The organism is Nocardia sp. NPDC059195, assembly GCF_042754695.1.
In the GTDB taxonomy this organism is placed as follows: domain Bacteria; phylum Actinomycetota; class Actinomycetes; order Mycobacteriales; family Mycobacteriaceae; genus Nocardia.
This window is the reverse complement of sequence record NZ_JBHZBG010000012.1, coordinates 175018-194977: the sequence shown is the minus strand read 5'-3', so window position 1 is coordinate 194977 and position 19960 is coordinate 175018. Positions and strand designations below refer to the sequence as shown.

Genomic DNA, 19960 nt, shown 5'->3' with positions numbered 1-19960 from the left:
CGCACACAACTGCCTGGCGCGCGAGGTCCAGGATCACGCCGGCCCGCGCACGTCGCCGCATTGGCGAAATGCGCGGGCCGGCGCGACCTGACGTCGCGCACCCCGGTGGCCAGGTCCGCAAGCAGCGCGCGGACGAGGTTGGCCGGCCGCAGCCAGGCTCCCTGGCAAAGTTCGGCCAGACGAAGCGAGAGCAGCCTCGCACGCTCGGCCGACGGACGGCCCACAGCAGTGATGACGGCCTGCTCCCAGTCACCGCTCCCCACAATCGCCGGCCAGCGGTCCGCCATCTCGCCGACCAAGTCCAATCACTTCGGGCGACGCCCTCGACTGTGGGATAAACCTCGATATGACGTCGCACCCGAGCCCGGTACCCGGGGCCTCGCCTCGGAATTCCTCCACTGCACCCGTGAAGCACGCTCGGCAAGTCACCGAGGCCTCCAGAACTACTACGCTCGTCCCACATCGGTTCGACCACCCGGTCTCCGTCCAGCTGATGGCGGAGTACGCCAAGGAGCGTCGGTCGATGGTCGGCTTCGACGATCCCCCGAATCTCGATCGACCAGCGCAATACGAACCCCATCAAGGGCTGTTCATAATCGCGTACACCGCAGGCGAGCCGGTCGCCTGCGGCGGACTCCGCACGTCATCACTTACCGAGCGGACAGCCGAGATCCGGAAGATGTTCGTGGTGGCGAACCATCGCAAACGCGGGGTGGCCCGGCTCGTCCTCTCTGGTCTCGAGCGATTCGCGTTCGAGCACGGCGTAGCCCGGATCGTCCTGGAGACCGGCGCGTACAACCAGGCCGCTATGCGCCTCTACGCCTCGGCCGGGTACACACCGATCCCGCCCTATGTGCCAGGTCGGCCTGATTTCAACCGAGCCTTCGCTAAGCCGTTGAAATCAGAGCCCGTCCCGCACCAAACAGGAACGTGCTGAACGTATGGCTGCGGAACGCTGATTGCCCGCGACACGACGCTGACCGAACTACCCGACCCCTGGTTCGCCGAGAAGGCAGCCAGACCACAGGACACACCACGCGGCCGCTCGAGAACTCAGCGAGTCATCGGCGCATGGTTCGGACTACTGTTCATCAAACTGATAACAATACCGTTGCCCTATTGGTAGCGTCTCCGAGAGGCCTACTCGAACCCTCGTCGCGCTCGACAATGCGCCGAACCTCCGCCGAGCCGAGCTTCGCCCACGGCCGAGGCTCCCGCCAGGCGTGGGATCCCCTGTTGCATCCACGCTTGCAGATCGAGGTAGACCATGGCCACCGAACAGCGGCAACTAGATGAGTTGGGTTACTACCTATTGGCCGGCTCAGGCGAGACGGTCCGGTCCACCTCACCGACGACGCCCGCAAGGGCGAGGCACTCGGACCGGACTACCTGCCCGCGACCTCGCCTATTTCACCGGTACCAGCCTGGACCCCGACACGCGAGCGGCGTGCGAGGAAAGCCTCGTAGATGTGTACCACCGGGCACTCCTCGACTACGGCGTCACCGGATACACACCCGAAATGTGCTGGCAGGATTACAGATTCGGGATGGTGCAGGCCCCGTTGATCATCGCTCTCGGTGCCGCCTTCGCAACACCGACAGCGCGTGGCGAAGAAATCTTCCTTGTCATGTTGGAGCGTAGCTGCCGGGCGATTCGGGATCTAGGGACACTCGCATTGATCGGCGCGACGGACTGACGCGCGGGACGAAGACCGCAGCCCGATTGAAGTCGGACTTGCGCAGGGTCGTACCGTAAGGGGTACAGTAAGTCAAACGTTTACGCCCGCGATGGTCTCCCCGGAGGTCTCGACGGCGTCGTCCGTGTCGGATGCCGATCGCCCGGTTTCGACGACGGAACGGCTCCGACGGCACAACCGGTTGCGAAAGGACACAGAATGACAAAGCTGGACTATCAGGCAGTCGATGTCGACAACCACTACTACGAACCACTGGACGCGTTCACTCGCCATCTGCCCAAAGAGTTCAAACAGCGCGGGGTGCAGATGCTCAATGACGGCAAGCGGACGCTGGCGGTCATGGGCGGAAAGGTCAATCAATTCGTCCCCAACCCGACGTTCGACCCGATCATCGAGCCGGGTTGCCTCGACCTGCTGTTTCGCGGCGAGATTCCCGAAGGTGTCGATCCGGCCTCGTTGATGAAGGTAGACCGTCTGTCGGAGCATCCCGAGTACCAGAACCGCGACGCCCGCGTCACCGTCCTGGATCGGCAGAACCTCGAGACCGTCTTCATGCTGCCGACCTTCGCCTGCGGGGTGGAGGAAGCGCTCAAGCACGACATTCCCGCGACGATCGCCTCGGTGCACGCTTTCAATCTGTGGCTCGATGAGGACTGGGGATTCGATCGTCCCGACCACCGCATCATCTCGGCGCCGATCATCTCGCTCGCCGACCCGGTGGCGGCAGTCGAGGAGGTCGAGTACGCGCTGGGCCGTGGCGCCAAGATGGTGCTCGTCCGCCCCGCGCCCGTACCCGGCGTGACTCGCCCACGATCCCTCGGAGACCCGCTCCACGACCCGGTGTGGGCCCGCCTGGCCGAAGCCGGCGTGCCGGTCGGCTTTCATCTGTCCGACAGCGGATATCTCGCCATCAACGCACTGTGGGGCGGCACGGCGACATTCGAAGGGTTCGGGAAGAAGGATCCGCTCGACCAGATCCTCCTCGACGACCGCGCGATCCACGACACCATCGCCTCGATGATCGTGCACCAGGTGTTCACGCGTCACCCGAAGCTCAAGGTGGTCAGCATCGAGAACGGCTCGTATTTCGTCTACCGGTTGATCAAGCGTTTGAAGAAGGCCGCGAATACCGCGCCGTACCACTTCACCGAGGATCCGGTGGAGCAACTGAAGAACAACGTCTGGATAGCGCCGTACTACGAAGACGACGTCAAACTCCTGGCCGAGACCATCGGCGTGGAGAAGGTCTTGTTCGGCTCCGATTGGCCGCACGGCGAGGGGCTCGCCGATCCGACGACCTTCACCGCGGATATTCCGCAGTTTCCGGAGTTCTCTTACGAGGACACACGAAAAGTGATGCGCGACAACGCACTCGACCTGATCGGCTCGAATATCGGCCTGGAATCACCCAGCCGCTGATCAGCGGGATGATCGAGCGCAAGCGTGCGGCTCCCCCGTCACCGACGGGGGAGCCGCATCGCGTTTCGGGGATACTGCGGGCATCGCGTCACAGCACTCGGACAGCCGTCACTTCGCCGTGAACTTGGTGACGTCGAGAATCAGCACGACGCGATCGTCAACATCATCGGGCAGCCCGGCCTCGGTGTCACCGTACAACTCGTTCAGCTCACGATAGAAGACCCCCTCGTCATCTCCCAGGACCGTGACCAGCCATCCCTGCGTCTGCAGCGATCTGCCGGGGATCTCCGGGTCGGTGATCAGAAAGGAGTAATTCGGGTTGGCCTGCAAACTGGTGAACTTGCGCCGTGGGATCGTGTGACTCATCCGCAGATGCGCACCATCCCATTTGAAGCGCATCGGCGCCAGGTCGGGGGAACCGTGCGGGGTCACAGTTCCGAGCACACCGACGATCGGCCGCTGCAGGAGGTCTTCGTACTCCGCTGGCACTCTCGAGTTCATGAGGGACTCCACTATCGATTCGCAGTGAGATATACCGTCCCGCACCAGCGTGCTGCTCTTCGCCGCAGCGAGAATCGGTATACCGTCCTAATTACAGTATGTACTACTGTATACCATCCCCGAGGGGCGGTCGCCTGAAGTTGCCTGCTCGACCCACCAGTCGCATCGCAGGTCAACCCCCTGCGATGACCCGCTCCCCGAAGCACTTCACAAACTGCGCGGCAGCGGTCGGACTCGAGCCGTCGACGTGCACAACAGCCCAGGTGGCGCCACGCTTTTCCAGGTCGGCCAGATACACCGACGCCGCTCGCACGGTATCGGCATCGCCGAAGTCCAGGTGCGGACACACGACCTGGATGTCAACCGCGTCGGCATCTCGGCCCGCTGCCGCCAGGCCATGGCGCAGGTCAGCCACGGCGGCACCGAACACCTCGGCGTTCTCGATAGCGGTCGTTCGCATGGCGGCGGCCATGCCCGCATCGGCGATGATCGGCATCCACCCGTTCCCGTGCCGGACGACTCGACGCCGAGCCGCCTTGCCGTTGCCCCCGATCCAGAGCGGCGGGTGCGGGCGCTGCGCCGGAGGTTGCAACCACAGAGGTCCCGGTGCACCGAAATTCATTCCGGCAACAGGCGTTTCCGGGTCGGTCCAAATATGACGGAGGGCGCCGAGCGCCTGGTCGAGTAGTTCACCGCGCCGCTCATGGTCGACGCCCACCGCGGCGAACTCGGCACGCAGGTATCCAGCTCCGACACCGGCGATCAAGCGACCGCCCGACACGATGTCCAGACTGCCCAGAGCTTTCGCCGCAAGGTACGGGTTACGAAATGGCAGCACATACAGATTGGTGAGCAATCGAATACGTGCGGTGAATCCGGCCATGTAGCTCAGGGCCGCGATCGGGTCGAGAGTGTTGTGACCGCCGTTGCGCCGCCACTTCAGCGAAGGCGCCGGGTGCTCGCTGAGCGCCACCGCGGCAAATCCGGATTCCTCGGCCTGGCTGACGACATCACGGATAACCGCGGGCTCCAAGAATTCGTCGGATGCCGTCGGCAGCTCAGCGGGATACTCGAGAACGTACTTCATTGCGCGAATTCCTTTGTCCAGATCACCGCGCACGCCGTTGTGCACGACAGCGTGCCACTGGCCGACGAACCACATCGAGTGCAACAGTGGCCAACTCGGTCTCTCTTACTGTATACGTTACAGTACAAGGTCCATGCCAGAGCGGCGCGGTGACGAGCGATGATGAGGTGAGCTGTGCACATCCCTGTTCAGGACGAGTCGGGAGGTCCGCTGGCCGGGATTACCGTCGTCGCACTCGAGCAAGCGGTGTCGGCACCGATGTGCACCCGCGCCTTGGCCGATCTGGGTGCCCGGGTGATCAAGATCGAGAACCCACGCGGCGGCGATTTCGCGCGACACTACGACGACGTGGTGCACGGGCTCGCCGCGCACTTCGTCTGGGCCAACCGTGGCAAAGAGTCCATCGCTGTCGACCTCAAGCATCCGGACGGGATGGCGGTATTGCACCGGCTCCTCGCGACCGCGGATGTTTTCGTCGCCAACCTCGCACCCGGGGCGACCGCGGCACTGGGGATCTCACCGACCGAACTCGCGCAGCGGCACCCGGACCTGGTGGTGATGGAGATCGACGGATACGGCGCGGGGGGACCTCTGTCGCACAAACGCGCCTACGACCTGTTGATCCAAGCCGAGTCCGGAGTCTGCGCGGTCACCGGTTCGCCGGGAGCCCCGGCCAAGCCGGGCCCACCCATCGCGGATGTGGGCTCAGGTTTGTACGCCGCGCTGACGATCCTGGCGATGATCTGTGGCAAACGGTCATCCGCCGGGCGCACCGGCGATGGCACCGAACCCGCCCCGTTCACCCGCGCATCGGTGAGCCTGTTCGATACCGCCGCGGAGTTGATGGGCTACCAACTCACCTACACCCGCCATACCGGGGTAGATCAGCAACCACTCGGGATGAGCTCCCCCGCGGTCGCCCCCTACGGCGCCTACCGCACCGCGGACGGCGAGACCGTGGTCCTCGGCACCACCAACGACCGTGAATGGCAGCGCCTCGCCCGGGATCTGCTCGACCGGCCCGACCTTGCCGAGGACCCACGCTACGCGGGCAACCTCGACCGGGTCCGGCTACGGGCCGAACTCGACACCGAGATCGCCCGATGGTGTGCGCGCTACGACGCGGACACCATCCAGTCGCGGGCCGACGCGGCAGGAATCGGGAATTCTCGTTTCAGAACGCCGAGCGAGGTGATCGCGCACCCTCATTTGGCGGCGCGCCGCCGATGGCGGGAGATCAGCACTCCCGAGGGTCCGGTGACCGCACTGTTGCCGCCTCCGGTCATCGCGGGCTTCGCACCGCCGATGGGTGCGGTTCCCGGGCTCGGCGAGCACACCGAAACAGTCTTGGCAGCAGCAGGATTCGCACCATCCGACATAGCGGCACTCCGTGATCGCGGTGCGATCGGCACCACCACTTCCCGCCCGTCCGGCGTGACGGCGACGAAAGGATGATCCAGTGACAGACGAACCTGTGTTGCTCATCGACCACACCGCCGGCGTGCGCACGCTGACACTCAACCGTCCGCGTCGAAAGAACGCGATCAGCACCCCGCTGTGGCACGCGCTGCGGGCGGCACTGGGTGACATCGCGAACGACCCTGCGGTGCGTGCCGTTGTCCTCACCGGGGCAGGCGAATCATTCTGTGCGGGAGCCGATATCGCCGCGACCGAGGGCATGGACGAGTTCCCTGATCCGGCTCGCGAATTGCACACCATCAACGAGACCGTGCGGCTGTTGCACGAGCTACCGGTGCCGACGGTGGCAAAGGTGCGCGGCGTCGCGGTCGGCGCGGGGTGGAACCTCGCGCTGGCCTGCGATCTCGTCGTCGCGACCCCCGAGGCACGGTTCTGCCAGATCTTCGCCCGCCGGGCGCTGTCGGTGGACTGCGGTGGCTCATGGCTGCTGCCCAGGCTCATCGGCTTACAACAGGCCAAGCGCCTGACCCTGCTGACCGAGATGATCACCGGCGAACAGGCCGACGAGCTCGGGCTTGTCACCTGGCTGCAACCGGTCGAGACGATCGATGAGTTCGTCCACGACATAGCCGCCAAGCTGGCGGCGGGACCGCCCGTCGCGCTGCGACAGACCAAAGACCTGCTCAACGCCGGAACCGATCGAACGTTGTCCGAGGCGCTGGATGCCGAAGCGCGGGCCGCCGGTGTCAACCTCACCGGTGCCGACGTGATCGAAGCCTTCGCCGCCTTCGCCGAAAAGCGTGACCCGGTATACGCCGCCGCCGACCAGCAAGTCGCGCCATGACCGGTCGACAAGTCGGGCAGCCACGTCGCAGGCGCGAACGCGGATCGCTCAATCCCGCTGACATCATCGACGGCGCGTTCGAGCTCGCCGAACAGGTCTCGGTCGACGGGCTCAGCATGCCGTTGCTCGGCAAACACCTCGACGTCGGCGTCACGAGCATCTACTGGTATTTCCGTAAGAAGGACGACCTGCTCAACGCCATGACCGATCGCGCGCTGCGCCAGTTCATCTACGCGGTGCCGTATCCTTCCGTCGAAGCACACGACTGGCGGGAGTCGCTGATGCGTCACGCGCGCACCATGCGCCGCGCCTTCCTGAGCAATCCGATCCTGTGCGACCTGGTCCTGATCCGTTCGGCGCTCAGTCAGCATGCGGCGAGACTGGGCGCCGAACAGGTGGAGCGCACGGTCGCGAGCCTCGTCAAGGCCGGGCTCTCCGTCGACGAAGCCTTCACCGTCTACTCCGCGGTCAACCTGCACGTCCAGGGCTCGGTGGTCCTCCAACGACTCCACGACAAGAACCAGGAGCTCGGCAGCGACGCGACCGCCTACTATGACGTCATCCACGTCGACCCCGAGACGACTCCGCTGCTCGCGGCCGCCATGGCCAAAGGCAGGCGGACGGGAGCGCCGGACGACCAGAACTTCGAGTGGGGGCTGCAATGCATCCTGGATCACGCGAAGCGCACGATCGAGGGGCAAGATCGATGAGGCAGCCGAATGACTACGACGAGATGGTGGCCTGAGCGTCCGTGGACGAACGTACCGACTTTCACCCCGACCTCCGTCTGGCCCGATACCTGCCACACACGGCTGTCGGAGCACGGTCGGTAGGTCTCATCAGGAAACTGACCGCTCGCAGCGGCAAACGACCACCGTCGAAAGGCGTGCTCGCGCAGGTCGACACGAATGTCACGGTCCGGCTGTTCCAGCCCCGCCGCCCCCGACCGAAAGCACCCGCGGTTCTGTTCGTACACGGCGGCGGATATCTCATCGGCAATGCGGCGATGGGTGACGGATTCTGCCGACAGGTCGCCGACGAACTCGGCGCGGTCGCGGCCTCGGTCGAGTACCGGCTAGCACCTGAACACCCGTTCCCCACCCCACTAGAGGACTGCTACGCGGCGCTGCGCTGGCTGGCAGCTCGACCGGATGTCGATGCCCGGCGGATCGCGATCGTCGGCGAAAGTGCGGGCGGCGGGTTGGCCGCCGCATTGGCCCACCTCAGCACCTGGAGCACTGAGGTCCGTCCTGTTCTCCAGGTGCTGTCCTATCCAATGCTCGACGACCGGACCACCGGGCGCACCTACCCGTCCCCCGGCCGGCTGCGGATGTGGAACGAACAGAGCAACCGGCTCGGCTGGCGTTCCTACCTCGGCCCTGCCGGTGACGACATATCGCCGCTGGCGGCGCCGGCCCGCTGCGAGAACCTTGCCGCGCTCGCACCGGCCTGGATCGGCGTAGGAACCAACGACCTGTTCTACGACGAAGACCTCGTCTATGCCGAACGCCTTCGGCAGGCAGGCGTTCCCTGCACCCTGCGGGTGGTGCCCGGCGCTTACCACGGCTTCGACCTGGTCGAGAAGTGGACGCCGGTCGCGCGCGCCTTTCAGCGCGCCCGACTCGAGGTACTCGACGCGGCACTCAACGGCGATGCGGGCATCGCGCACGCCGGGTGAAGTCCGAGCCCGGTCCCGCAGCGCTTTCCCCGGGAGCCGATGCTTGCTACCTTGTTCAGCGCTGGCAACGGTAATCTCTACCGTATAGCAAACAGTATTGAGTGAAGATGGAGTGCGAGGCCGATGAGCGATATCGACTACCACGAGCCGATTACGCCCTACTCGTCCACGATCGTCGAGGTGCTGCACCGCACCGCGCGCGCTCATCCCGACAAGCCGCTGCTGCTTTGCGCCGACGAAGAACTGAAGGTTCCGACAGTGTGGGTATTGCTCGACTCCCCCGATCGCGTACCCCGCGGAACGACCGGCGAAGTCGACGTCGTCGGCCTGCGGGAAAGCCTCGCTGCCGCCCAGCCCGCGAGCACCCTCCGATGAACGAGACCGGGAGATCGGCGGCGCGGCCGTTGGCCGGGGTACGGGTGGTGGAAATCTCCAGTTTCGTCGCCGCACCACTGGCAGGGATGACCCTGAGCCAACTCGGTGCCGACGTGATCCGGGTCGACCCCATCGGCGGGGCGGCCGACTACCATCGCTGGCCGATCACCGACGACGGTGCGAGCATCTACTGGACCGGCCTCAACAAGGGCAAGCGCTCGGTCGCGGCCGACCTGCGCTCCGGCGCTGGGCAACAACTGATCTCGCGCCTGATCACCGGCGGCGGACCGGCAGGCGGAATCTTGCTCACCAACACCGTGGGGCGGAGCTGGCTCGACTACGACACGCTCGCCGCGCAGCGTCCTGATCTGATCCGGCTCGAAATCCTCGGACGTGCCGACGGATCGACTGCCGTGGACTACACCGTCAACGCCGCGGTCGGTTTTCCGATGGTTACCGGACCCGCCGAGCACGCGGGGCCGATCAATCAGGTTCTGCCCGCGTGGGATCTGCTCTGCGGAATGTACGCCGCGCTGGCGATCACCGGGGCCGTGCGGCACCGCGAGGCGACCGGGGAGGGCAGCCGGATCACGCTGCCGCTGGAGGATGTCGCGCTGGCGACGGCGGGAAATCTCGGTTTCCTCACCGAGGCGATGCTGTGCGAGACGCCGCGGCCGCGCCTGGGCAACGCCATCTACGGCCAGTACGGTCAGCATTTCACCGGGGCCGACGGTGCCACGTTCATGATCGTCGCCCTCACGTCCCGGCACTTTCACGCACTCACCGAACTCACCGGAACCCGCGCCGTCGTCGACGCGCTCGCCACGGCCTTGGACGCCGACTTCACCGACGAGGGCGCCCGGTACCACCACCGTGATGTCCTCACCGGCCTGTTCACGCCGTGGTTTCGCGCCCGCACGGGCGTCGAGATCACGGCTGCGCTGGAACGGACCTCGATCCTGTGGGAGCGCTACCGGACATTTCACGAAGTCGCCGGTGATCCACGAGTCACCGCGAATCCATTGTTCGCGTCGATGTTGCAACCGGGCATCGGCACCTACCTCGCACCCAGCGCCCCCGCTTCGGTGAACGGCTCCCACACCGCGCCGCAGCCGGCCCCACGGCTCGGCGAACACACCGAAGCCGTGCTGCGCGAGCAACTCGACCTGTCACCGACCGCCCTCGCGGAATTGCGCGACGCGGCCGTCATCGCGACCGAAAGTTGATCTCGCGGCGAGGGCGCGGAATTCCCGCATCCTCGCCGCGTGCCGCATCGCCGCGACCGAGGATCAGGCGTGCCGCCGGGTGGCGAGTAGCGCCTGCGCCCTGGCCAGATGGGGTCGATCCAGCAGAGCTCCCCGATAGCCGATCGCGCCGGCCTCGGGATCGGCGGCGAACAGATCCACGATCTCCTTGGCAGCGGCCACTTCCTGATCGCTCGGCGCGAAGGCCGCGTTGATGACCTCCACCTGGTCCGGGTGAATGGCCAGCATCCCCCGAAAGCCCTCGCGGCGGGCCTTTTCGGCACGCGCACGCACACCGTCCAGATCGCGATAGTCGCCGTAGATGGTGTCGACGGCGGCCACCCCGGCGGTCGCCGCGCCGACCAGACACAGACTCCGCGCCAGTTCGTAGGTGAAGCCGTAGCCTCCGTCGGGACCGAGGTTCGTACTGGCGCCCAGCGACTCGGCCAGGTCTTCCACACCCCAGGTGAGCGCGGTCAATCTCGGTGCGCCCCGATAGGTTCCGGTGGTGAAGACGGCTTCGGCGGATTCCGGTGCCAGCACGATCACGCCGATCTCGCCCGGTTCGGCACCGGAGGCGACCTCCAACGCGGACACATAGTGGTCCAGCGTCCGCACGTCGTGGCCACCACGTGATTTGGGCAGCATGATCCCACCCGGTCGCGCGGGCACGATCGCGGCCAGATCCGCCAGTGTGTACGGCCCGTCGAGCGGATTGACTCGAACCCACAGTCGTCGGCGGTCCGAATCCGAGTGTGCTGCGAGGAAATCCGCGGTTCGTTGCCGGGCGGCGGGCTTCTCGGCGGCCGCGACGGCGTCCTCGAGATCGATGAGCACGATGTCGGCGGGGCCGGCGGCCGCCTTGGCCATCTTTCGGGCACTGTCACCGGGGGCGAACAACCAGGACCTGGCGTCGAATCCGTTGGGTCCGCTACTGGTCATGATCTACCCCTACTGTGTCGAACACATTACTGTATTGAATACAGTAATGCATCTATCGAATGTTTTCGACGCGCTGCCGACACTGGTTCGCCCCCTCCCCATGATCGGCTCGACGACCCGATAGAATGCCCCCCGGTAGCATTTACTGTGGCGCGTACCACCGGTATCGGCGGCACAGCGCCGACAACAGGTGACGTCGGCAACCCAGGGACTTCACAAAGGTGGTTACGGCATGGTGAAACAGCAAGCGGCTGCGGAGAAACGGCAGCGGCGCGAGCGGGGCTCACTCAACCCCGAGGACATCATCGACGGCGCATTCGAACTCGCCGAAGGTGTTTCGCTCGACAATTTGAGTATGCCGATGCTCGGCAAGCATCTCGATGTCGGAGTAACCAGCATCTATTGGTATTTCCGCAAAAAAGACGATCTCCTCAACGCCATGACCGATCGCGCACTGCAACAGTATGCGAGCGCGGCCCCGTTCATCGAGGCCAGTGACTGGCGCGAAACCATGCGCAACCACGCCAGGACCATGCGGGAGACGTTCCTGGGCAACCCCATTCTCTGCGATCTGATCCTCATCCGATCGGCACTCAGCCCGCGAAGCGCGCAACTCGGCGCACAAATGACCGAGCAGGTGATCGCCGGCCTCATGGAAGCCGGTCTGCCGCTCGACGACGCCGTGGATACCTACTCGGCGATCCAGTTGCACACCCGCGGATCCATTGTCCTGCAGCGGCTCTACGACAAGAACAAGGAATCCGGTAACGAGCGCGGTGCGTACTACGAGCACCTCACCATTTCCCCGGAAGCCACACCGCTGCTGACCGACGCGGGCGCGCGAGGCCACCACAGCGGCGCTCCCGACGATCACAATTTCGAGTACGGCCTCGAGGCCATTCTCGAGCGGGCGAGCCGATTGATCGACGGGCCGCCGTCAGCGCCGAGCAAGAAGGCCACTCCTGCCAAGAAGGCGGCCGCCGGACCGGCGAAAAAGACCGTGGCCGCGAAAAAGACCGTGGCCGCAAAGAAGACCGTAGCGGCCAAGAAAACAGTGGCAGCGAAAAAGGTCGCCGCCCCGCGACGCAGCAAGTCCGCCGCCAGGGCCGAATAACGGGCGAGCTATCGGTCGCCGTCGGGTCGGCGGACGTTCCACGCCCCGGTGAAGGCGGCTTCTCGTTTCTGCGCGAACGCCGCATACGCCTCGGGGACATCGGCTGTCGCGAAGTTGACTGCTTGCGCACGCGATTCACTGGCAAGCGCCTCGTGCATCGTCCGGTCGACGCCCTCGTTGAGCAGCGCCTTGGTCTGTGCGACGGCGATCGGCGGGGCGGCCGCCAGCCGGTCGGCGACCCGGTCGACGAAGTCGTCGATCTCGGCCTCGGGGGTGACCCAGGTGAGCAGGCCGAGCGCGAGCGCCGTGGCGGCATCGATCGTCTCGGCCAGCAGTGCCAGCCGCTTGGCCTGTTGCACGCCGACGAGCTTGGGCAGCACCCACGATCCGCCGCAGTCGAGCGAGAGCCCGCGGCGGGCGAAGACCTGGGAGAACGTCGCATCCGGTGTCGCGACGACGAGGTCGCACCCCAACGCCAGATTCCAGCCGGCGCCGACGGCGACACCGCGCACTTTGGCGATGGTGGGCACCGACAGATCGTGCAGCCGCTGGGCGACCTCCGAGATCGCCTGCAGTTTGGTGAACGGCGCGGCGTAGGGATCGCTGTCGACGACGTCGGCGCCGGAGCAGAACGATCCACCTGCCCCGGTGAGGACGACCGCTCGCACGGTGGGGTCGTGCGCGATCGTGTCCAGCGCCTCGCGCAGGGCGATCCACAGACCGATATTGATCGCGTTCTTGCGATGCGGGCGATGCAGTGTCAACGTGCACACCCCGCCGCGCCGCAACTGTTGCAGCACAAGCTCTTCCGTCATCGTCTCGGACTTCCTGCGCTAGAGGAAAAGATCGACGGTCAGCGGAGCATCGCCGGGAACGGCCCGATACCTGTCGAGGTCGGTGATCCCGTGCTCGGCCAGCACCTCCTCGTCGATCAGGAAGTTGCCCGTCATGTGTTCGGCGGGCGAGGTGAGCACCAGATAGGCGGCATCGGCACAGATGGCGGGCGTGCGTGAGGTGGCGATCCGCTGCTCGCCGCCGGGCCGGTTCCGGATCGCCGCCGTGGCGATCGTGGTGCGCGGCCACAGCGAGTTCACGCCGATACCGTCGGCGCGCAGTTCTTCGGCCAATCCCAGCGTGGTCAGCGACATACCGTATTTGGCGATGGTGTAGCCGAGATGGGCACCGGCCCAGCGTGGATCGAGATTCAGTGGTGGCGACAGAGTCAGGATGTGCGGGTTGCGTCCGGCCAGCGCGGACTTCTTCAATGCCGCGAGGGCGAGCTTGGACAGCAGGAAGCTGCCTCGGCAGTTGATGTCGAGCATCAGGTCGTAGGCCTTCATCGACAGGGCCTCGGTGGTGGACAGGTCGATCGCCGAGGCATTGTTGACCACGATGTCGATCCCGCCGAAGCGTTCGACCGTCCGATCGATCGCCGCCGCGACCACCGCGTCGTCGCGCACATCACCGACGACCTTCAAAACGGTTCCACCGGCCTGTTCGAGTTCCGCTGCCGCGGTGTGCACAGTGCCCGGCAACTTCGGGTGGGGCTGATCGGTCTTGGCGACGAGGGTGATGTTCGCCCCGTCTCCGGCCACCCGCTTGGCGATCTCGAGGCCGATGCCGCGGCTACCGCCCGACATGATCAGGGTCTTGCCCGCGAGTGGCTTGTCACTGTCCGGCATCACCGGCTCCCATCTGTTCGACCTTCCGGGCCGCGCGTCGTCGCCGAGGAATGACTACGAATGCCTTCCAGTTGCCATTACAGTAATACCACCAGTCACCATTGCGCGCCAGCAGTCGGAGACCCGATCGGCCGGAGTGACTGGGCATTTCACTCTCCTGAAGGAGCAGCACACATGGCCTATGTCATCACCCAGCGTTGTTGCAACGACGCCACCTGCGTCGCCGAGTGCCCGGTCGATTGCATTCGCCCTCGGCCGGACCACCCCGAATTCGCGACGGCCGAAATGCTCTACATCGACCCCGACACCTGCATCGATTGCGGTGCGTGCGCGGATGCGTGCCCGGTCGAGGCGATCTTCCCCGAAGACAGCCTGACCGCGTCGCTGGCGCGATTCCGCGATATCAACGCCACCTATTTCCAGCATCATCCGCTCGGCCCGACGTTCGATTCGATCGTGCCCGCGACCCGCCCACCGAAGGATCTGGGCACGCTTCGGGTCGCGATCGTCGGCGCCGGACCCGCCGCGTGCTACGCCGCCGATGAGCTACGGCGTCGCTGCGCCGCCGAGGTCGAGATCTTCGACAGGCTGCCGACACCGTGGGGCCTGGTGCGCGCCGGGGTCGCCCCCGATCATCCGGGCACCAAGACCGTGACACGGTTGTTCGAGTCCGCGTTCCGTGGCGACGCGGTGGGCTTTTACCTGAATGTGGAAGTGGGCAAGCACATCTCCCACGAGGAACTCATGGTCCACCATCACGCGGTGCTCTATGCCGTCGGCGCGTCGAGCGACCGTCGGCTGGGTGTGCCCGGCGAGGATCTGCCGGGTTCGCATTCGGCCACCGAATTCGTCGCCTGGTACAACGGCCACCCCGACTACGCCGACCGCGTATTCGACCTCTCCGGGCCGCGCGCGGTGATCGTCGGCAACGGCAACGTCGCCCTCGACGTTGCCCGCGTGCTGACCGTTGCGCCGGACGAGCTGGCCGGGACCGATATCGCCGACCACGCCCTCACGGCGCTGCGCGACAGCAACATCCGCGAGGTCGTGCTACTCGGGCGGCGCGGCCCGTTGCAGGCCGCCTACACCGGTCCGGAGTTCATGGCGCTGCGCCATCTCGACGGTGTCGACGTGATCATCGACGAGGCCGATCTCGCGCTGGACCCGCGCGACCGTGCTGTCCTGGACAATCCGGACGCCGGGCCGTCCCTGCGTTTGAAGTACGCCCTGGCCGAGGAATACGCGGGCGACCGAACCGACCCCGGGAACAAGCGGATCGTGTTCCGCTACTTGACTTCTCCGACCGGGATCCGCGGCAGCGGTCGGGTCCAATCCCTCGAGTTCGCCCACAACGAACTGGTCGACCGGGACGGACAGCGGGTGGCGCGGGCCACCGATCGCATCGAGCGTCTGGAGACCGGCCTCGTACTGCGTTCGATCGGGTATCGCGGAGCCGCTGTGCCCGATCTGCCCTTCGATGAGGCCCGAGGTGTGGTGCCCAACGAGCACGGGCGCGTCATCGGCGCGGACGGGTCCTCGATCGCCGGCGTCTATGTCAGCGGCTGGATCAAGCGTGGGCCGCGCGGTGTCATCGGGTCCAACCGCGTCGACTCGGCGGAGACCGTCGAGCACCTCGTCGCCGACTTCGTCGCGGGCCGACTCACCGCGCCCACCGGTGATCGGGCCGCACTCGCGGCCCTCATCGACGAGCGGCAGCCCGATGTCGTCGACCGCGCGGGATGGAAAGCCATCGACCTGGCCGAGCAGGCCGCGGGCACGCCGGACGGCAGGCCACGGGTCAAACTCACCGACCACGACGATCTGCTCGACGCGGCACGGACAGCGAAGGTGCCGTCCTGAACGAACCGACCGCCGCTTCGATCGGCGAAGCGGCGGTCGGTCGAGTTCTGCGGGTGAACGTTATCCCGCGCTGTCGCGCCGAAATCTGTCGCAATCGGGCCGCGTCGTGCAGGTGGCGCAGCGTATCGGCCGCGACATCGTCACCGATAGACCTCCGCCATGTCGAACTCGGCCTTCTCGGCGCCGCAGTCCGGGCAGGTCCAGTCCTCGGGGATGTCGTCCCAGCGGGTGCCCGGTTCGATCCCGTCGTCCGGCCAGCCAAGTTCCTCGTCGTACTCCCATCCGCAGATGACACAGCGGTAGAGCTTGTACACCGTCGTCGTGTCGGTCATCGCTCACTTCCCCCAGGGCACGGCCTTGACGAAACCACCCGCATCCACCCGCAACTGGCTGCCGGTGATGTATCGAGCGTCGTCGGAAGCGAGGAACACCACCAGGTTCGAGACGTCCTGTGGCTGGATGTAGGGGACGGGCATGGCCTGCATCGCGGGGAAGGCAGCCTCGGCGTCGGCGCGGGTCGGAGCCTCGAGATCCGGGCGGAAGATCTTGTACATGCCGTCGTTGTGCAGCATGTCGGTGTCGACGTTGGTGGGATGCACCGCGTTGACACGAATCGACTTCTTCGCGAGCTGGATCGCCAGATCGTTCACGTAGTGCGCGACAACCTGTTTCGCGAGGCTGTACGCGGAACCGCCCGGCCCCTGCTTGGTCGAACTGCCCAGCTGCGCGGCGAGGGAGCCCGTGGCGATGATCGACGACCCGGGGCCCAGATGAGCAAGGCTCGCCTGCACGACGTTGAACACGCCGACGAGATCGGTGTCGATGGTGTCCGACCAGGACTGGATGGTCTGACCGCGCCCCAGCGGGGCGATACCCGCGTTGGCGACCACGATGTCGAGCCGCCCCAGCGCTTCGACACCCTGGGCTATCGCCTGCCAGACCGCGCCGCGCTCGCGCACGTCGACGATCACCGGATGGAAACGCGCACCTTCCTTCTCGACCAGCCTGCCCGTCTCCTCCAGGTCCTCGGGCCGCGAGAGCGGGTAGGTATTGCCTTCGAGGTCGGCGCAGATGTCCAAGGCGATGATGCTCGCGCCCTCAGCGGCGAGGTTCACCGCGTGCGAGCGTCCCTGACCTCGCGCCGCGCCCGAGATGACCGCGACCTTGCCGTCCAATTTTCCCACTGGTGACAACCTTTCCGTACTTCGATGGTGAATTGTTCTGCCCGACAAGCAATTCAGCGCTGTCGTGGCAACCGGGAGCCGATGGTCTTGGTCTCCAGGTACTGCTGGAATCCCTCGATGCCGCACTGGCGACCGACGCCGCTGTTCTTGTAGCCGCCGAACGGTGCGTCGGCGCCGTAGAACATGCCGCCGTTGACGCCGACCGCGCCGGTCCTGAGCCGACGGGCGATCCCCATGCTGCGTTCGTCGGACTGTGACAACACCGCGCCCGCCAGCCCGAAGGCGCTGTTGTTGGCGATCCGCACCGCCTCCTCGTCGTCGGAGAACGGGATCATCACCAGGACCGGACCGAAGATCTCGTCCTGGGCGATGGCCGATTCCGGGTTCTGGGTGACGAACACCGTCGGCTCGACGAAATGGCCGTCCGCCAGATGAGCGGGCAGATCGGCGGGCAGACCACCGCCGGTGACCAGCTGCGCGCCGTCACGAATGGCCTGCGCGCACGCGTCGAGTACCCGGGTTCGCTGGGCCGCGTTGATGACCGGGCCGACCAGCGTGTGCCCCAGCACCGGATCGCCCACCGGTACCGCCGCGAACGCCGCCCCGACCGCCGCGACCATGTCGTCGAACATCGAGCGGTGCACCAGCATCCGGCTCGTCGCCGCGCAGGCCTGGCCCGCGTGCACGCACACACCGATGGCGCTGCGCACCGCGTTCTCCGGTTTCGCGTCGTCGAGCACGATGAGCGCGGACTTTCCACCGAGCTCGAGGAAGGTGCGTTTCATCGTGCCCGCGCCGTGACGCAGGAGGGTGCGGCCCACCGCGGTCGAGCCGGTGAAGGAAATGAGGTCGACCCTGGGGTCGGTCGCCAGCAGACCGGCCACCTCGTTGGAGGGGGTAGTCACGACATTCACCACGCCGGGCGGGAAGTCGGTGTGCTCGGCGATCAGCCGGCCGAGTCGGGTGGCGTTCCACGGCGTGTTCGGGTCCGGCTTGAGCACGACGGTGTTCCCGGCCGCCAGCGCCGGACCCAGCTTGTTGAGGATGACCTCGATCGGGAAATTCGACGGGCAGATCGCGGCGACCACGCCCACCGGCTCCTGGACAACGGTGCGCCTGTTGCGATCACCGAACAGGCCACCGCCCTCGAGCACCCGCTCCCACTCGAAGTCATCGATCAGACCCGCCGGATACCGCAGCGCCTCGGCGAGCGGCCATTCCAATTGCGCGTTCTGCGTGGTCATCACCGGGCAGCCGACCTCGGCGACGAGTTCGGTGCGCAACAGCTCGATCTCCGATTCCAGCGCGCGCTGGAGTTGTTCGAGACACCGGCGACGCAGGTCGCCGTCGGTCGACCACGTGGTCTCGTCGAAAGCACGCCGAGCGGCGGCGATCGCGCGCAGCATGTCCTGCTCCTCGGCTGCCGCGGTAGTGCCGAGCAACAGCCCGGTGGCCGGGCTGTGGTTGTCGAACGAGCCACCCGACGCCGCTGCCGTCAACTCACCATCGATGAGCATGCGGTGCTCGGCTCCAGCGGCTGCCCGGCGACCCCACTCCGGACTCAGGGCCGTCCGCTCTTCGACGACGTCGCTCACATTGCCTCCCGATGGCCATCCTGGATGAGTAACTGTAATGATTACCGTATAGTACTTCACTACACGTATCAATCGCGGGAGAGGAGCGCCGATGTCCGGTTTGCTCAATGGCGTCACAGTGATCGAATTGGCATCGTGGACCTATGTGCCGAGTGCGGGAGCCGCACTGGCCGACTGGGGCGCGAATGTGATCAAGATCGAGGACACCAGTGGCGGCGATCCGTGCCGCAACCTGACCATCGGCGGTCTCGACGGAACCGGCACCGCGGTGCGCGCCAACTTCATGATGGAGCTCGGCAATCACGGCAAACGCAGCATCGGTGTCGACATCAAGTCCGAACAGGGCAGGCAGATCCTCGGCCGGTTGATCGCCGGTGCCGATGTGTTCCTGACCAATTGGCTGCCCGGCCCGCTCGAGCGAGCCGGATTCACCGTCGAGCAGATCCGCGAGTTCAACCCGAACGTGATCATCGCCAGGGGCAGCGGCGCAGGCAGCCGTGGTCCGGAGAAGAACCGGGGCGGGTTCGATGCCGCGAGCTATCTGGCCCGCGGCGGCGTCGCCTACGCATTGACGCCGACGAACGCCGAATTCCCGATGATCCAGGGGCCGGCCTTCGGTGACCTCCAGGGCGGCATCACCCTGGCCGGTGGCGTCACCGCGGCGCTGTTCCATCGCGAACGCACCGGACACGCCCCGCTGGTCGACAGTTCGCTGCTGGCGCAGGGCATGTGGGCTGTCGCACCGGATATCGCGGCCGCGGACTACTACGACATCGACCGCATTCCGATCGGTGTGGCAGGCACCGCCCCGAATCCCGCGGTGAACCGGTACCGAACCCGGGACAATCGCTGGGTCCAACTCGTCCTGCTCCAAGCCGATCGCTACTGGCGTGGATTCTGCGAGCGCATCGGCAGACCGGATCTCGGTGTCGACGAACGATTCGTGCCGCTGGCGAACCTGGTCGTCAACCAGGAGGCCGCGACAGCCGAACTGCGCAAGACCTTCGCCGAGCGCGATCTCGCCGACTGGCAGAAGGCCCTCGCCGACGAGCCGGGCGTGTGGGCGACCATCGCGAGCCCGCGCGAAGTCCTCGACGATCCGCAGGTCGTGGCCAACGGCTATCTCATGACGGTGACCGACAGCGCGGGCAACGACTACCGAACCGTCGCCGCCCCGGTGCAATTCGATGGACTGCCCGCACCGGCGAGCCGGGCCCCCGAGTACGGCGAGCACACCGAGACGATCCTGCTCGAGCTCGGCCTGGAATGGGACGACATCATCGCCGCCAAGGAAAGCGGGGCGATCCTGTGACCGCCGC

At 66.1% G+C, this 19960-nt stretch carries 19 protein-coding genes; 11 read left to right on the top strand and 8 right to left on the bottom strand.

The features are described from left to right. Positions 1 to 406: 406 nt before the first annotated feature. Positions 407 to 937: a GNAT family N-acetyltransferase gene (locus ACFXKN_RS18020; protein WP_379433418.1), complete on the top strand. Its 531-nt coding sequence runs from the start codon at positions 407 to 409 to the stop codon at positions 935 to 937. Between the two features lie 958 nt (positions 938 to 1895). Then, the gene (locus ACFXKN_RS18015) at positions 1896 to 3116 is read left to right on the top strand and encodes an amidohydrolase family protein (protein WP_378951072.1); all 1221 of its coding nucleotides are present in this window, start codon (positions 1896 to 1898) and stop codon (positions 3114 to 3116) included. 108 nt (positions 3117 to 3224) lie between these two features. On the opposite strand, the gene ACFXKN_RS18010 is transcribed toward ACFXKN_RS18015, so the two are convergent. Both ACFXKN_RS18010 and ACFXKN_RS18005 read right to left on the bottom strand, forming a co-directional pair. Next, on the bottom strand, positions 3225 to 3617 hold the full coding sequence (locus ACFXKN_RS18010; RefSeq protein WP_378951075.1) for a pyridoxamine 5'-phosphate oxidase family protein: 393 nt from the start codon (positions 3615 to 3617) through the stop codon (positions 3225 to 3227). Between the two features lie 172 nt (positions 3618 to 3789). Then, on the bottom strand, positions 3790 to 4704 hold the full coding sequence (locus ACFXKN_RS18005; protein ID WP_378951078.1) for a TIGR03619 family F420-dependent LLM class oxidoreductase: 915 nt from the start codon (positions 4702 to 4704) through the stop codon (positions 3790 to 3792). A 258-nt stretch (positions 4705 to 4962) separates the two neighbouring features. Here ACFXKN_RS18005 and ACFXKN_RS18000 point away from each other — a divergent pair, with 258 nt between their 5' ends. The 6 genes from ACFXKN_RS18000 (at position 4963) to ACFXKN_RS17975 (ending at position 10246) form a co-directional block, all read left to right on the top strand. Next, positions 4963 to 6159, top strand: a complete 1197-nt coding sequence (locus ACFXKN_RS18000; RefSeq protein ID WP_378952015.1) for a CaiB/BaiF CoA transferase family protein — start codon at positions 4963 to 4965, stop codon at positions 6157 to 6159. A 4-nt stretch (positions 6160 to 6163) separates the two neighbouring features. Further along, positions 6164 to 6967 carry an enoyl-CoA hydratase/isomerase family protein gene (locus tag ACFXKN_RS17995; protein WP_378951081.1) on the top strand — a complete coding sequence of 268 codons (804 nt, stop codon included), beginning with the start codon at positions 6164 to 6166 and terminating at the stop codon, positions 6965 to 6967. After that, the gene (locus ACFXKN_RS17990; RefSeq protein ID WP_378951084.1) at positions 6964 to 7677 is read left to right on the top strand and encodes a TetR/AcrR family transcriptional regulator; all 714 of its coding nucleotides are present in this window, start codon (positions 6964 to 6966) and stop codon (positions 7675 to 7677) included. Before ACFXKN_RS17995 ends, ACFXKN_RS17990 begins: the two co-directional genes overlap by 4 nt. 176 nt (positions 7678 to 7853) lie before the next feature. Beyond that, complete coding sequence (locus ACFXKN_RS17985; RefSeq protein ID WP_379433417.1) at positions 7854 to 8645, top strand: alpha/beta hydrolase; 792 nt, start codon at positions 7854 to 7856, stop codon at positions 8643 to 8645. Between the two features lie 123 nt (positions 8646 to 8768). Continuing rightward, on the top strand, positions 8769 to 9020 hold the full coding sequence (locus tag ACFXKN_RS17980; protein ID WP_378951090.1) for a hypothetical protein: 252 nt from the start codon (positions 8769 to 8771) through the stop codon (positions 9018 to 9020). Continuing rightward, positions 9017 to 10246 (top strand): CoA transferase, encoded by a 1230-nt coding sequence (locus ACFXKN_RS17975; protein ID WP_378951093.1) that lies wholly within the window; start codon positions 9017 to 9019, stop codon positions 10244 to 10246. Before ACFXKN_RS17980 ends, ACFXKN_RS17975 begins: the two co-directional genes overlap by 4 nt. A 63-nt stretch (positions 10247 to 10309) precedes the next feature. Here the strand turns inward: ACFXKN_RS17975 and ACFXKN_RS17970 are convergent, their stop codons facing one another. Further along, positions 10310 to 11206: an HpcH/HpaI aldolase/citrate lyase family protein gene (locus ACFXKN_RS17970; RefSeq protein WP_378951096.1), complete on the bottom strand. Its 897-nt coding sequence runs from the start codon at positions 11204 to 11206 to the stop codon at positions 10310 to 10312. Between the two features lie 235 nt (positions 11207 to 11441). On the opposite strand from ACFXKN_RS17970, the gene ACFXKN_RS17965 reads away from it, so the two are divergent. Beyond that, positions 11442 to 12320, top strand: coding sequence for a TetR/AcrR family transcriptional regulator (locus tag ACFXKN_RS17965; protein WP_378952018.1), 879 nt, complete (start codon positions 11442 to 11444; stop codon positions 12318 to 12320). An 8-nt stretch (positions 12321 to 12328) separates the two neighbouring features. Here the strand turns inward: ACFXKN_RS17965 and ACFXKN_RS17960 are convergent, their stop codons facing one another. Both ACFXKN_RS17960 and ACFXKN_RS17955 read right to left on the bottom strand, forming a co-directional pair. Beyond that, the gene (locus ACFXKN_RS17960; protein ID WP_379433416.1) at positions 12329 to 13135 is read right to left on the bottom strand and encodes an enoyl-CoA hydratase/isomerase family protein; all 807 of its coding nucleotides are present in this window, start codon (positions 13133 to 13135) and stop codon (positions 12329 to 12331) included. An 18-nt stretch (positions 13136 to 13153) separates the two neighbouring features. Further along, positions 13154 to 14002 (bottom strand): SDR family oxidoreductase, encoded by an 849-nt coding sequence (locus ACFXKN_RS17955; RefSeq protein WP_378951102.1) that lies wholly within the window; start codon positions 14000 to 14002, stop codon positions 13154 to 13156. A 174-nt stretch (positions 14003 to 14176) separates the two neighbouring features. Here ACFXKN_RS17955 and ACFXKN_RS17950 point away from each other — a divergent pair, with 174 nt between their 5' ends. Further along, positions 14177 to 15862: an FAD-dependent oxidoreductase gene (locus ACFXKN_RS17950; protein ID WP_378951105.1), complete on the top strand. Its 1686-nt coding sequence runs from the start codon at positions 14177 to 14179 to the stop codon at positions 15860 to 15862. 140 nt (positions 15863 to 16002) lie between these two features. Here the strand turns inward: ACFXKN_RS17950 and ACFXKN_RS17945 are convergent, their stop codons facing one another. From ACFXKN_RS17945 to ACFXKN_RS17935, 3 genes are read right to left on the bottom strand one after another with little or no spacing between them, the layout of a single operon-like run. Then, complete coding sequence (locus ACFXKN_RS17945) at positions 16003 to 16194, bottom strand: rubredoxin (RefSeq protein ID WP_378951108.1); 192 nt, start codon at positions 16192 to 16194, stop codon at positions 16003 to 16005. A 3-nt stretch (positions 16195 to 16197) separates the two neighbouring features. Beyond that, a complete protein-coding gene (locus ACFXKN_RS17940; RefSeq protein WP_378951113.1) occupies positions 16198 to 17046 on the bottom strand; it encodes a mycofactocin-coupled SDR family oxidoreductase in 849 nt (282 codons plus the stop codon). 53 nt (positions 17047 to 17099) lie between these two features. Then, positions 17100 to 18641 carry an aldehyde dehydrogenase family protein gene (locus ACFXKN_RS17935; protein ID WP_378951117.1) on the bottom strand — a complete coding sequence of 514 codons (1542 nt, stop codon included), beginning with the start codon at positions 18639 to 18641 and terminating at the stop codon, positions 17100 to 17102. Positions 18642 to 18732: 91 nt separating this feature from the next. Here ACFXKN_RS17935 and ACFXKN_RS17930 point away from each other — a divergent pair, with 91 nt between their 5' ends. Beyond that, positions 18733 to 19953 (top strand): CaiB/BaiF CoA transferase family protein, encoded by a 1221-nt coding sequence (locus tag ACFXKN_RS17930; RefSeq protein WP_379433415.1) that lies wholly within the window; start codon positions 18733 to 18735, stop codon positions 19951 to 19953. Positions 19954 to 19960 lie beyond the last annotated feature (7 nt).

Bases quoted from the DNA above. Each gene is read 5' to 3' on its own strand.
- ACFXKN_RS18015 (WP_378951072.1), top strand. From the start codon at position 1,896: ATGACAAAGCTGGACTATCAGGCAGTCGATGTCGACAACCACTACTAC.
- ACFXKN_RS18010 (WP_378951075.1), bottom strand. From the start codon at position 3,617: ATGAACTCGAGAGTGCCAGCGGAGTACGAAGACCTCCTGCAGCGGCCG.
- ACFXKN_RS18005 (WP_378951078.1), bottom strand. From the start codon at position 4,704: ATGAAGTACGTTCTCGAGTATCCCGCTGAGCTGCCGACGGCATCCGAC.
- ACFXKN_RS18000 (WP_378952015.1), top strand. From the start codon at position 4,963: ATGTGCACCCGCGCCTTGGCCGATCTGGGTGCCCGGGTGATCAAGATC.
- ACFXKN_RS17990 (WP_378951084.1), top strand. From the start codon at position 6,964: ATGACCGGTCGACAAGTCGGGCAGCCACGTCGCAGGCGCGAACGCGGA.
- ACFXKN_RS17980 (WP_378951090.1), top strand. From the start codon at position 8,769: ATGAGCGATATCGACTACCACGAGCCGATTACGCCCTACTCGTCCACG.
- ACFXKN_RS17975 (WP_378951093.1), top strand. From the start codon at position 9,017: ATGAACGAGACCGGGAGATCGGCGGCGCGGCCGTTGGCCGGGGTACGG.
- ACFXKN_RS17970 (WP_378951096.1), bottom strand. From the start codon at position 11,206: ATGACCAGTAGCGGACCCAACGGATTCGACGCCAGGTCCTGGTTGTTC.
- ACFXKN_RS17960 (WP_379433416.1), bottom strand. From the start codon at position 13,135: ATGACGGAAGAGCTTGTGCTGCAACAGTTGCGGCGCGGCGGGGTGTGC.
- ACFXKN_RS17955 (WP_378951102.1), bottom strand. From the start codon at position 14,002: ATGCCGGACAGTGACAAGCCACTCGCGGGCAAGACCCTGATCATGTCG.
- ACFXKN_RS17950 (WP_378951105.1), top strand. From the start codon at position 14,177: ATGGCCTATGTCATCACCCAGCGTTGTTGCAACGACGCCACCTGCGTC.
- ACFXKN_RS17945 (WP_378951108.1), bottom strand. From the start codon at position 16,194: ATGACCGACACGACGACGGTGTACAAGCTCTACCGCTGTGTCATCTGC.
- ACFXKN_RS17930 (WP_379433415.1), top strand. From the start codon at position 18,733: ATGTCCGGTTTGCTCAATGGCGTCACAGTGATCGAATTGGCATCGTGG.